Source organism: Pseudomonadota bacterium, assembly GCA_023229365.1.
In the GTDB taxonomy this organism is placed as follows: Bacteria; Myxococcota_A; Polyangia; order JAAYKL01; family JAAYKL01; genus JALNZK01.
Genome location: JALNZK010000003.1, coordinates 131394 through 145414, shown reverse-complemented (window position 1 = coordinate 145414; position 14021 = coordinate 131394). Strand labels below are relative to the sequence as shown.

The following is a 14021-nucleotide window of genomic DNA, read 5'->3' as shown; positions in this document are numbered from 1 at the left end:
ACCTGTTTAGAATACCAAGGATTTCCGAAGCCTACGCCCAAAAATTCAGGGACACCATTAGACGGAGAGAACTTAAGTCCGGGAAGATTACCTTCAGTGTGCCAGTATCCACGAATCTCATTTCTCTTATAGGGTTCGTTGAAAGCCTTCTGTTTAATCTTACTGTCAACTACCAGATCTAACTCTGGAGCGGAGCCTGCATTCATAAACAGTTCAATGGTAGGCTCCGCCATAGCTGTTCCTTCGGTGGTCTCGACAGCTATACCAACGCGAGACTCAATGGAAGTCGGATTTTCGAACGTAGTCATTTAAATAATCACCATCTTAAAAATTTTAATTTATTCTCTCAGTGCGTGGCAGTTGCATCGTATACATAGAAACGAGCGGGTCCCCAAGTATAAGTGCTGTCGTACATGAAGCCCTCAATGGTAGTAGGCTGGATGTACCCATCTTGGTCTCTATTCAACGTTGCAGAATCAATAGTTCCAAGGAGTTCGATGGAAAGCATTTTGTTATATCCGGTGGAAACCACGTCTCCGCTATCCAACAGGAAGGACAATCTCTTAGAGATGAGAGTTCCAGCCGCGGGTGCGGAGCCGGAAGGATTATTCCAGAACGCTTTCATCATCGCGTTATTCTTCCACTGTACATCCAGAGTACCGATGATATTGTAGGTGGTAGGCTGTAGCGTAGTGGGGTAGTTCTCTGAGATAACAACACCCTTCCCAGGTGCGAAATCCCAAGTGAAACTAGCTCTTGCTTTGTTGACCTGAGCGGCCTGTCCAGCACTGGAACCGTCTATCTCAAACGTTCTCGCGGATGCTCCGAACGGGGAAGAGTCGGTTAGTCCACCGGGGTACGCAGGTTCGGTTGTTGGATACTCGACGTTTCTACCAAGGAGACCAACATTGTAAGCGAACGCATCGGCAGTTATATCAAAACTAAGTTCCTTGACTTTGGTTCCTTTTCCTACCTTTGTATTGTCGCCAGCGTCTTTAACGAACACGGACAAGGACTTTTGATCGAAAGTCCTCTGAATGGCGTTATAAGTAAGGGTATCGGTTTCATCAAAGGTTGTCACGTCACCATTCCAAGTCTGAGCAGAGCCGGAAGAGTCTGCATTGTTGTAGATCTTAACGGCGTTATTGAGATAGGCGGGGATTGTCGGAACATTAGCTGCCCCAGCACCAGAAACTGCGGATGTTAAAGTATCGTTATCAAGAATGGTTCTGGCGGTAGCATCTTGTTCAACAAATATGTATCCGCCTGTAGTCCCGCCCCATCCTGCATTATCAGTAACTACAACGTCAACAATGGTCCCTATAACATCTGTGGTTCCGCCCGTCTTAGCAGATAGTTTTTGACCAACAGTAAATGCCGCAGATCCAGTATCAAACGTCACCATCATTATGGGCATCCCCATCCAACCGGAGATAGGAATTGGGGTTGTAGTGGTAGCATCCTTAACGGTTACAAATACTTTTTTCTTCCCAGTGGTAATTCCATATTCAGAGAAATCGACCATCGGATCTCCAAGACAAGCTTTGGTCGCTACGGACCCGACTCTTACAGGAGTCCTTGCGTGGACTAGATGGGTGTGCGTAAGGGTTCCAAACACTCCTGCACCAGAACTCCCGTCGGCAAGAGCGGTATAAATTAACAAACTCGCGGACGCATCATTATTAAGAGCAGTAAGAATGTCAGAGGCTATACTTGTTGCTGTTCCGCCCGAAGTGGCATTATTAATAGTGATGTCGTTTCCGGAAACGCTTATAGTAAGAGGGTTATCTCCAGCCGCTTCAGCCGCGGTTATAGAAATCACTTCTCCTTCGGTACCATTCACCAAAGCCTTAAAGGTCAAATCCTTGTTGTCTGCTTTAACGGTAGTAAGAATCGCAGGAGTATCAGTATTAACAAAATTTCTTACTGCGTCCATCTTGTGACAGTAATAACCAGAAACCGCAGCAAAACCACTTGAAGCAGCAGCGTTCTTTGTATAATCAATTCCGCCGGGGGCCTTTAATAAATCTTCACTATTAGCAAAGGTTCCTTGAACACCAATGAGCCAAAGAGTGTCGGTTACAACGCGAGCAACTTCGCCCCTTGCTAGAGAGGTTCGACCAAATATTTTATCCCCCTTTGCGAAAGAAGTACCTGCACCCGTAGCAACAGTATATTTATATACCTGTTTAGAATACCAAGGATTTCCGAAGCCTACGCCCAAAAATTCAGGGACACCATTAGACGGAGAGAACTTAAGTCCGGGAAGATTACCTTCAGTGTGCCAGTATCCACGAATCTCATTTCTCTTATAGGGTTCGTTGAAAGCCTTTTGCTTGATCTTACTGTCAACTACCAGATCTAACTCTGGAGCGGAGCCTGCATTCATAAATAGCTCAATAGTAGGCTCCGCCATAGCTGTTCCTTCGGTGGTCTCGACAGCTATACCAACGCGAGACTCAATGGAAGTCGGATTTTCGAACGTAGTCATTTAAAGAATCACCATCCGATCATACTTTCGCAGACTCAATTTTGGCATTAAGATTAACTTTATCTGTCTGCGACTTGCTATAGAAATAAAATGCGTAACCACCGGCAACAGCCGCCCCAAATATCAAAGGAATCGTGTTGTCGGTTGCCATATCATACGCAGCAGACAACCAAGTCTGAACAGTCCACATCAGAAATAATATAACAGAACCTATCACCAACAGCATACCGCGCTGGCTTTGTCCAAGAGTTTTGTTAAACTCACACGTTTGACACTCTGGAAGATCTGGCATTTACTTCACCACCTCAATCCAACCACGCGCCAGCCAATTCTTAATTTTTCCACCAAACTCAGAACACTCATAACCATTAGCGATAGTACTCATCCGAATACCCTCGCCTCCGGCGTCTCCAACGAACCAATTTTCGGGTCCAGTCCATTTAAATTTCATAGATAATCCTCAAAAAAAATATAACGACTTTACATTCTCCGTAAAGTTAAGGTAACACTTCCGCGAACTGCCGCTAGATCACCTGCGTAATCAAGCGCGATCATGTCGCCATCAGCGAGCAGGCAGTTTGTGTTATTCAAGCTCGCGGTGTTGATATTGTTTACGGCGTCGTTCAGCGGTATTACAGCAGTTGTGGAATTTATTCCAGCGCTCGGAGCCTCGTTATCATCGCATATTCTGACAGTCAGGTTAGCGGCGGTTGGAGCCACGGCAGTCCCTGCCACGCTATGAATCTCCTCAGCTTTCACAAGCCACCAAGCATCATCTGCGATAAACGCATATTCATCAACAGACTGATTAGTTATAGGGAAGGTAATAGTTTCGTAAACTGGGACAATAACAGTCGCGACTTTCAACTTATCCACAGATGTGATATCGAGCGCGTCACCGCTCCCGATTGTGGTACCATTCAGATATGTTGGTCCGGATACTTGCAAAGAGGTTAGTTCCTGTGCAGGATTTACAGATATTCCGCCTACGCCCAGCGCGAGACTGGTGCCATCAAGATTAATCTGTAAAGATCCCGATGCAGCTCCAGTTCCAAATTCAAGACCTTTGTTGGCAGTAAGGTTTACTCCCAGGTGGTTGCTTGTGGTCTCGACAAGTCCAGACAATGGATCTCTGAAATCATCTGGATCAACCTCTACTCCAGAAGCACCAACATCTATGCCGTGTCCGGGATAAATCTCTATTGATCCAGCGGTTGCCCCCGTCCCCAATCTTAGGCCCATATTAGCAGATAGATTTACCTGAGCCTTATTGGCGGTAGAATTCTTTAAGCCGTATGCCGTATCAATAAACGTTCCGACTGCGATTCTAGAAGCCGTTCCAGTAACGTCACCGGTAAGCACCTCTCCCGTCGGAATAGTGGCTCCATTGGTAAAAGTTGTTGTTCCTGTAGCAGATGTAGTAAAATCAAACGTAGGACCGATCACTACATCAGATCTAGAATATGCTGTATTTCTATACGTTTCCCACGGATCTGCAAAAGCCGTTCCAATAAATAGCGCCATTAACATGACGCCCAGAATAGTAATTATGGATTTTCTCATTAATATGCACCAATTAATTGGATATTGATAACGAATTGAGAAGAAAAGAATTAAAGGGTATTTTAAAAAAATGAATTAAATAAAATATCTCAATCGACTTACGGGTTTTAATCTAGCGCGATCAAGATAACTCGGACTACGTTCATATTAAAAAGGTAAAGAGCATCACGAAAGTAACCCGGCCACACGAAGAGGTTTGCGCGGGCCGGGTGCTCCAAGTTTAATGCACCACGCACAATACGTCAGGATCTGCGCCAGTACGGTAAAAATCGCCGTCTACCAGCCCCCGGTATGAGCCGCTGTATTGTTGTCATAGTGAGGGATGCCAACTACCCTAATTCCGGTTTTACCGAATCTGGCTCGTTCAATCCCGTTATCTACTCCCATTTCGTAGGTCCAGAAGGAGACGATTGTGTCCGCTTCTCCCCACGAAGATGAGTGGTGAGACAAAACAAATTAATGCCGCGATGCCTACAGCTACGCGCGTGATAAGCAGTCCGAAAAAAAAAAGAGGCGGCTGGTCTCACGCGAAGGCGAGGAGAGGCAGGATATACATGGTCAACAATTAAGCTTCTGATGTCCACGTTCCTATAATCTCGGTTATCTGCCAGGAAATATCATTTGTTTTTCTGAGCGTGACGCTCTCTCCACTGACCCCGGAAGATCGTAGGCCATATGAAATGTTGGACGATAGCGGGAGTATGCATGTGTCGCCTTCTGGATACAGTTTTAGTTCGGCGTTGTTCACTGTTGTAAACGTCATGGTTTGACCGGCTGAAAAACCATTTAGACCGATCCAAGCACCATCACCAAGGCCGCTGTTGTTGTAATATCGGTGATAATTGGCCTCAGTCAATACCGTTGTATGTGCGGGAAGTATCGCAGAATCTAAATGCAATGGATCTATAATAGTTCCACGCATCATATAGTTTTTGTTGGGCGTATTTTTAGTATCGCATAACTTCACGGGAGTATCTATAACTGGGCTCGCACCATACGATTCGGCGTAATAGAATAAATATGAAGGAAGTATGCTATCATTAGACGCTATATATGGGCGATAAATATTCACATTAGCGCCCGGCATGATTCCCCATAATTGGTTCCACAACACGGCAGATCCTTGATAAGTTGACACATTGAGTCGATTAGGACGGATAATACTCGGATTAATAATATCAATATTTGGACCTGAATAACTCCAACCACTAATTACAATTCCGGCTTCATCGGAATCAACAATAGTCGGATTCTCCACAACGATTCTGCCATTGCTGGTAGCACTTGCCGGACCAAAAAACAGTCCTGATGCTATGGCGGTGGAAATGGACTTATATGAATCCGCATCATATGAATTAAGAATTTTTACATCGATAGGATTTGTGCCCATATAATAAGGACAAACAATAATTCCGCGCGAATTATTTGATGTTTGGACATTATCTAATACAATTCCTTCAGCATGTACTAGATTATTGTATGGCTCGATGTCTATTCCAAAATCTGGCGAAGTGCCATTGGCATTAATGAATTTTCCCGATACATACAATCCAATAGCGTCTTCAATGGACAATCCCCCCCGGCGATTGAAGTCACACAACACATTTTCTACTACGATGTTTTGGTTGTGAGTTGTATACGGCGACCATCCAGTGACGCTTATGCCGTCACCCCACATATTTCTAAACGAACCGCCTTGTACGTTGACGTTTTCACTGGCGGCGATTATGATTCCATAACCCCACTCGCCGGTGGTTTCGGTATTTCCGGAGCGGTTTCCATCCAGGTTTGCATTGATTATGGTGATGTTGTGCCTATTAATGGACTGCAACATGTAGTAATGTGTTTCATGGTGGGCCTTGTTTTTAATTATCGCATCAGGCGAAAATTCCACAATTGAATCATCTTGTAATACTAACCCGCCAACTGTTTCGCCCCAGAATTTCAGACTTGGGTCTTGGGTATATTCACCTGCGGGAAAATATACATAACGCGACGCATTCAATGCGTTTTGAATATATTGAGTATCGTCAATCCCATCATTTACTGTAGCACCGAACTCTTGTGGGGTGACACGACCCAAAATAGGATCGGTCTTGTTTAACTTATCCCATCCCTGTCGAACAGTCATGAGATCAGTTGAAGCAGTGCCATTGGGGGAGTTAAGAACCTTCCCGCCTTGCATAGTGATATTCTGCCCGCTTCGCACGGTAAACCCGCCAGTATCTGCTGCAAGACCAACTCCCGCAACAAACATCAATATAGACACTATCAATACAATATTAATAAGTTTCATGTATACCTCGAAATTTTTAACCAAACATCCCATTCTCCTACAGTATCCGCTCCGCCAACTGTAGCAATTAGCGCTGTTGCCGAAGTGAATTCAGAAGTAGGAAATCTTATAAATTTGGATAAATTCAACGTTTTAGGAGCCTCTGCATTAGTCATTAAGCCGTCTGTGTCCCCAGCCCACCCCAAAAGTATCGTTGCAGTAGTGGACCCTTCCTGACATTTTACAACAATTTCATCAATTTCGCAAAGTGCAGGAGTTGTTACAATCGCTTGAGTCGCTCCGCCGTCGTGAGTTATCCTATATGGACCCCAGACAGCAACATTTAAGACGGCTCCATCTCCCCCAACATGATTGTGAGAATCTCCGTTAGTAACCCCTTTGGCCGCGGTAGCATAATCTCCTGATGCGGTATAAGCTGCGGAACCTAAACCGAGCACAGTTTTGGTCTCGGCCAATGTCTTTTTTACAAACGTCCCTCCCCCGGTATTACCTACTAAAAAATCAGATGTAGCCGTAGCTAACGAGTGATTGATTTTTGTGCTGTCGCTCCCCGGAACCGCATAAGTTCCATCCCCTCGGAAGAAAGTTGTAGTATTATTAGGATACATCGGACAAAGACCGTGTGCCAAGGCGGAAACATTAAGATCGGTATTGTTTTCGGGAGCAGCTAAATCATCCAACTTAATCGGATCGCTTCCGGCTGATGCGTGGTTGGAAGCGTGTCCAGCCATCGCTTTTACGGATGCGACACCATTAATAACCTGAAGAGTTACGTCATCTACCGCAAAAGCTGGCGATAAGCGCATATCTGCAACGCAATCCGTAGCATATTCAATAGTTCCAAAATCAGATTCTGTGATTCCATCCTCGGTTACGCGAATTATCGCAAGCACAATCCAGTCTGTATCGGTAGGTTCTGCGGGGCGGGGGGAATAATTTTCTAGGAAATCGATAGCATTATCAGGGACTTCTTCAACGCCGGACTCTATCTTTAAAGTTGAGTCTGTTCCATCAATATAAACCAGATCGTAACGATGTTTTGTAGCTGCCGCAGCAGCTATACCAGTTAAACTCGCCCCTGCGAACGTCGCGGAAACTCCACTAATTGTAAATGTTCCGCTGGCCGCAGTTACCGCAGTTGAACTAGTTCTGGTAACTTCACATCCACTCAAAACACCGTATCCCGCAATGGCGGATTTCTCGTATAACCTATAAACAGAGAAGTTTGCTAGATCCTCTCCCGTCGGTTCCGCAAGAGGAAAGCGAGACCAATTTTTTGTCATATTTACTCCGCAGTCTCACCTTTTCTAGCAAAAACATATGAAATACCTGTTTTTGCTTTACATCCCACGGGAATTTTTCTTCGAACCCAAACCCCATAAAATTCACTAGGAGCAAGGGTTCCAATCGATAACCCAGTCGCAAAAGTATAAGGCGCAGCCCATGTCCCTGGTGTCGCGGGCTCCGTACTTTCATCGGCAATTGTTTCTAGATAGCCAGTGGTTTTACTCGTCGGCTCCGCAACATACATTCTTATTTGATTATGCTCAACTCTTTTTGCAGTTGTATGAAGAACAGCAGAAGTCCCGTTTTGCGCCCTAGTACATCCAGTAAATTGATTCCCCGTTTTTCCCGTATATGTTATTTCTTCATCCTCAACAAAAAATGCTCCAGACGTTGGGAAGTCTGTACCACTTACTACGTCAACCGTAGTCTCAGATCCTCCATTCTCCAGTTGGGTTGTCAATAAAGACATCGGTAAAGTCCCCGTGGGAGAAATATAGACTTTTGCATCAGTAAAAGATAATGTTGCGTGAGTGTTTTTGACAAAAAAAGCTCGATATTCCGTATCCCCTATTTCTGATTCCGCAGCAGAAACATTGTCAAAAAGGTTTTCGTCCACATCGGTAACAATCTCATCGGAAGATCTATATTTTCCAAGTCCATTCCCTCCCGACTCTCCATCGGCAGCAGCCGTAGATTTAGATTTATAAAGTTTTATATCAGTAGATGCAATAGGCATAAAAGATCACCAACAAATCGTACTAGTCGATTCTCAAAAGATTATGGCATATTTTAAAAATATGAATTATATAAAAATTTTTCTTTAAACACTCCATTTATCCCTATATCTTATATCATACGTTAACGACCCAGCAGTAAACGAAAGATCTAATCTTTCCGCAGTACTTGCCGATCTCAAATAAGGAATGGGTTTTTGCCCACTATAGTTGTGCCAAGAAATCAATTTCATATAATATAGATTAAGGGAATCTGATGCTCCCGCAGTTATTCTAAAATAAAAATCACTATATCCGGCAAGCTTTGTAAGATTATAATCAATCTGGCTTCCGGCGGTTATGGATTTTTCACACTCCCACCAATTGGTATTGTCCGAAGAAACCTCCAAGACAGGATTTCCGATAACCGTAGCAGTTGTTAAAGTTAAAACAGGGTCTTGAAGGAGTGGATGAGTTAGTCGGAATCTATATTTCAAAGACCCACTATTCGCGATAACAAGGTGATTTGTACTAAAAGTGACATTAGTCGAACTCTCCTTATTCCTCGTAAATCCGTCTGACGTAGCAAAAGAATCAATGTAAGTATGCTTGGCCGTATAATCATTATAAAACTCAAAATACGCTGTATCTAAAAGTACATCGGCAACATTTAAATCATACCCAATAGTGTATTGACTGACATTAGAACCCATGAGATTTGACCCGGAATAATAACCTCCAGTTATTTTTATGAGATCATAAAGAGTAATCTGATCTCCCGTGTTTAAAATTGAAGTTACTGCGACTGGCGAAGAATTAGTGGACCCTGTTTTAGCGGTTTGAACATATCCTTCAGCCCCAATCTCGTTTAGAGTAATATTTATAAGAAAAGGATAGGGCATTCCTGGGTGAGAATGTTCGTAACTAAAATCGAAAGATTTAATTTTCCAGCGTACCGAGAGATCTTTAATTAAATAAACACTTTCAGTGTCATCGTTCCAATTATAATTAGTGATATGATAATGAGCAAGCAACCTTAACGCTGTTTCGGTAGTACAATTACCCTTCAATGTTATTTTTGTAGATTTCGGTTGAATATCTAGAACCGTAACCTTTGTCCCGTGCCAATAGGAATTCGTCTCAAAACTAGAAGAAGGGTCGAATTGAACTGCGTCCGTTATATATATATCATTAACAGGACTTAATTCTAGAGAATTTAAATAAAAAGTGTTGGTCATTGATTAATCATCTCTTTAATATGCTTTTGTAGCTTTAATCTTCGTAATTCCATAACCGCTTCTTCCGAAATAGAATCCTCCCTTAATTTTTGATGTTCCATAAAGTTCTTCAATGCGAAACTCGTAACTTCTTCTGTTATTTTTGGAAGGACCAGAATTACATCCGTAATAAGACCCTCTCCATTTCTAGTAAGATTAAAATGAATAAGATTAGTGAACACGTTTAGGATGTCCCAAAGGACCTCTTGGTTAAGCGTAAGGTTATCGAATTGAGACATACACCATTGGTTAATGGTGGTCCCATCCTGTAATGTCACAACTTTAATTTCTTTTTGTGCTTCTTCTTGAGTCATGATTCTTCTCCCTTTAAATTTTTGGCGCAGTTATGATTAAAACAGAGGATCTGATAATCTTCCTTCAGAGATTCGGGCCAACCTTGTTTGCGGAACTGCGCTAAGAGTGAGGAGGAATCTTTTTCACCATTTCGTCTCCGCTCTGCGCCGTCGTTATGAATGTGATCAATTGTTAAAAACTGAAGATTTGTTTCCCCGCATTCTTTGCAGGGGCCAAAGAAATCAAAAGCCTGTCTCCAGAGTTTTTGTCGGTAACGACGCGGTACATCTAAATCTAACGGATTTTCATTTAAATACTCTCGACATTTACCGAGATTATGATTCCAACACAAAACCTGAAAATTTAATTTAATTTCTTCAGCGGGCCAATTTCTGTTTTTAAAATCTCGTAATTCCCCGAAATCATGTCCGAATTTTTTGCGCTTAATCCCACCGTCATTATGAACATGGTCAAAAGTTAAATATTTTCCTCTATCCTCTCCGCAAATCATACATCTCTTACCTAAAATATTAAACATATTATATTTTAAATCTTTACGGTGCGACTCATTTCTTGTAAGAAATGTTTCTTTATTTTTTGTATAATATTTGGCACTGTGTTCTTTAATTTTATCTTTGTTTTCTTTATAATATATCATAGATTGCTCGTTAATTTTAATTTTATTTTTTTTATAATATTCAGCATCATATTCTTTAATTTTAGCTTTGTTTTCTTTTTGATATTTTGCTTTTTGTTCTTTTAACCTATCTTTGTTTTTCAGCTGATATTCTTTACTTTTTTCTTTATTTTTTAATCTATATCTAGCGCTAGATTCCCTTTTCTTTTCTTTTCTCTCCTCGTCACTCATTTTCTGTCGGGCCATTTAATCTCACAAATCCTTTAACAAGTATTATTTTACATCTATTTAAGTCTTTCTATTCACAATTATTAAATATCTCCACATATTCATCAAAATGTAAAAATTTTATCTTAAGATTTTACGATTGTGTCCACAAATATTTGGCCGCTTATTTGCATAGAATAATTTATGTGACAATCATTAGCGGGGGTATCTTTGTTGCTCAATCCAATGGTTACTGTAAATTCTCCCGCGGATTTCACAATGTCGTCTATCAAAACGGGTCCAACGCTGTCATTTACGTGTACCGAGAAAGGCGAACCACTTATTTCTTGGGTTCCCGTTATTCCGGGACCAGAAAGCTTAATGGTCAGATACATACTCGGATCTGATCCTGGAGCGCTAAAAAATGTGTTATAAAGAGTTCCGGGACATGCCAACCAATCGTCGGAATCCGCGGCGGGTTCATTTGTAAGTGGATCTACGGCAACTCCAGCAGTGGGCGATGTTGCCACGGTAGGATTTAATCCGTCTGAAGATATTTCGTGAGTATGAGTAGATTCGTTGGAAAGCACTAGGGCAGTTATTGTATGAACATGGTCATGTGCGGCAACAAAACTGTAGCTACCTGGTACGGAAGTTGTTCCCGATATGGAATGGGTGTGAGAACTTGATGCTACGTTAGTCCCGGAAGTTATTGTCAATGCTCCGACCGCAGTAATAAATCTTTTACCACAATTCACCCCAGTACAACAATCAGTAGACGATGCTGCCTGTGAAACCGCACTCACGACCGCCGTCGTTCCAGATGGTTCACCAGATGTAGAAGAATACGTATGTGTATGGCTTTTCGCCGCGACCTCAAGTGTTGCACTTGGAGCCCCGACCGCTCCAGATGTCAACGTATGTGTATGGGCGCTTCCAACACCTGTTCGCGGTTTCTCTCCAGGCGTTTCGCTCCCTCCATCCCCACCGCCGCCGCCTCCTCCATTCCATCCAGCCATCGCATCGACTTTAAACAGGCTGGTACTGCAAGATAGCTCTAACTTCTGAATTTTTAGAGTATCCTCGGTAATCGTAAACTTTTCAGACCTATTTGCTCCGTTGTCTAGATTTTCTGACCAATTGAAATTAAACTCTTCAATTTCGCCCTGTAAATGTTTTCTATACTTTTCGGAGGCCGCTCTCATGGCCTTTATTTGATCGTCATAAGAAATTAATTTATCTCCAAAAGTTAAGGTCTGGGACAAAGGTTTCAGTTTTATTGCAACCTCTTTAACTCTCAAATCTTGCTCAAGATACTCAGACGGAATAGAAATATGAGCGGTATCTCCTAATCTTCGCTGATCTACTGCATCCCCAATGAAGATCGGGGCAGAAAATTTTATACTCCGAGCAGGTAAATAATGATCATCTAAATACTTCTCCACAAAGCCATCGGCCATCGCCTGACTATGAACCGACGAGTCGTCAAGGAGAATAAATCTGCCTCCACGACCCATATTTATATGTTTCCCGGAAATCACTCCTCCTGCTCCCGAACCGTATCCTCTAAATCCTACACCATTAATCATATGACGGGCATCAGCCATGTCAATTTCTTGAACGGTAATAATGTTGTCCTTTTCTCTATAATAATTAGCGGGAGACGCTGTTGTTCCGCTACCTATTTTCGAGGATATGTCTATGTACAAAGACCCGTTCCTATAAACAGGCTCGTATTCCAAGTTAAGAGCGGTCAACAAAGTGGCTATAGTATCTAACGGAATATCTCCATTTGCTGTTTCCCAATAAGCTATAACTGTATCTGCCTGACTACTGATATTCCCAATTCTAACAGGAATTCTATAATCCCAAATATATGGAACAGAAATTACATGATAATACGGAAAAACTCCATCGCTGCATTTTATGTAAAGAACTTTATTTGCTGCGTCGTGATACCACCCAGAATTTGCGACAAGATCTGAGGCACTTGATTTCTGAGTTAATAGAGTGTGATCCTCAAAAACTTCAGTTATCGAATAAGGAATTCCATCATATTCAAATTTGAAAATATTATTTGTTACGTCATGTTCTACAAATAAATAATCTGGAATGGCGGAACGCGCCATATAAAGAAGTCCTACTTCATCATCATTAAGAGATGGTTTGTCGCTCGACAATAGATTAGATAATTTAACGTCGTGCCACTCGTTTTTAACAAGATAATGACCTCCCTTCCCATTTTCTGGTTTTAAAATTTCGTCATACTCTTGAATTGTGACTTTGTATATCCCTTGGTCTCCCTTTACGCAGCGCCTAGAAATGCCATCAAACATCCTAGCAGAGCCTTTAAGGTAAAACACACACTGAGAATCTTCTGGAATAAACTGATTTAATTCGAATGTTGCTTCCCCTATAGACCCGTCTTTAAATGAAATTCCGCCTCCTACAATATCCGGGAAGATATATTGTCCCTGTATTGTTTTTACACTCAAATAATCATTTAAAGGCCAAACTACACCTGCCGCACCCAACCACAAGAAAGTGGTTTCTGAATCAGGCGTATAATGGACTTCATTCCATTGAGATATGGAAGATACGGTTAAAAACATTCGTTCTTTCCATTTTAATATGTTGGACGATGTATCAAATGAAACAGAATTCCATTGTAAAATACTTGGAATCTCCGAAAGAAAAATCCTATTATTCCATTGTAGGATTGAGTCTTGGCTAAAATACATCCGATTTAGCCATTTAATCGAATAGGCGTAACTATCTGTATAAATTCTATTATTCCATTGAAGATTGTTTGTAGAAATATCGGCAAAGATCCGATTATTCCATTTCGCAATGTCGGCAGCAGAAATAAAAACCGTCCCACGATTAAACGAAGACTTGTTATATTTTTCCTGATTAAATCTTAAATCACGACGGAAAGATCTATTTCCCCATTTGAACGAATCATCAGAGGAGACATAAGAAATTCCGTCCCACTCCATAATGCTAGATGATTCAACCGTCTCCCTATTTATCCACTTGAAATTGTCTAAAAACTCTGAAGTTATCGCAAGATCATTCCACTGTAAATCGGAAGAAATTTCTTCATAATTAATATTATTGTAAACTAAATTTGTCTGTATATCGGAATAAGATTTATCATTCCAAGTTATTACATCGAAAGATGTGGCGTAATTCCCTTCTCCTCGATTAAAAACCGAGACATTAAATTTCTGATTATTAAAAGTGGAAGTCATGA

At 41.8% G+C, this 14021-nt stretch carries 11 protein-coding genes; all 11 read right to left on the bottom strand.

The genetic code is table 11. The features are described 5' to 3' along the window. The coding region (locus tag M0R80_04420) for a hypothetical protein (protein ID MCK9458862.1) at positions 1-308 on the bottom strand (308 nt) is incomplete at its 3' end. Positions 309-346: 38 nt separating this feature from the next. Beyond that, complete coding sequence (locus M0R80_04415; GenBank protein ID MCK9458861.1) at positions 347-2491, bottom strand: hypothetical protein; 2145 nt, start codon at positions 2489-2491, stop codon at positions 347-349. 19 nt (positions 2492-2510) lie between these two features. Continuing rightward, the gene (locus M0R80_04410) at positions 2511-2783 is read right to left on the bottom strand and encodes a hypothetical protein (protein ID MCK9458860.1); all 273 of its coding nucleotides are present in this window, start codon (positions 2781-2783) and stop codon (positions 2511-2513) included. A 188-nt stretch (positions 2784-2971) separates the two neighbouring features. Further along, positions 2972-4054, bottom strand: a complete 1083-nt coding sequence (locus tag M0R80_04405; protein ID MCK9458859.1) for a hypothetical protein — start codon at positions 4052-4054, stop codon at positions 2972-2974. A gap of 565 nt (positions 4055-4619) precedes the next feature. Then, entirely contained in the window at positions 4620-6350 is a 1731-nt protein-coding gene (locus M0R80_04400) for a hypothetical protein (GenBank protein ID MCK9458858.1), read from the bottom strand. Beyond that, a complete protein-coding gene (locus M0R80_04395; protein ID MCK9458857.1) occupies positions 6347-7633 on the bottom strand; it encodes a hypothetical protein in 1287 nt (428 codons plus the stop codon). Before M0R80_04395 ends, M0R80_04400 begins: the two co-directional genes overlap by 4 nt. A gap of 2 nt (positions 7634-7635) precedes the next feature. Next, the gene (locus tag M0R80_04390) at positions 7636-8373 is read right to left on the bottom strand and encodes a hypothetical protein (GenBank protein MCK9458856.1); all 738 of its coding nucleotides are present in this window, start codon (positions 8371-8373) and stop codon (positions 7636-7638) included. 84 nt (positions 8374-8457) lie between these two features. Then, positions 8458-9588 (bottom strand): hypothetical protein, encoded by a 1131-nt coding sequence (locus tag M0R80_04385; protein MCK9458855.1) that lies wholly within the window; start codon positions 9586-9588, stop codon positions 8458-8460. Beyond that, a complete protein-coding gene (locus tag M0R80_04380; protein ID MCK9458854.1) occupies positions 9585-9941 on the bottom strand; it encodes a hypothetical protein in 357 nt (118 codons plus the stop codon). Before M0R80_04380 ends, M0R80_04385 begins: the two co-directional genes overlap by 4 nt. Beyond that, the gene (locus tag M0R80_04375) at positions 9938-10804 is read right to left on the bottom strand and encodes a hypothetical protein (protein MCK9458853.1); all 867 of its coding nucleotides are present in this window, start codon (positions 10802-10804) and stop codon (positions 9938-9940) included. The genes M0R80_04380 and M0R80_04375 overlap by 4 nt, the downstream gene beginning before the upstream one ends. Positions 10805-10911: 107 nt before the next feature. Continuing rightward, positions 10912-14019: a hypothetical protein gene (locus M0R80_04370; GenBank protein ID MCK9458852.1), complete on the bottom strand. Its 3108-nt coding sequence runs from the start codon at positions 14017-14019 to the stop codon at positions 10912-10914. Positions 14020-14021 lie beyond the last annotated feature (2 nt).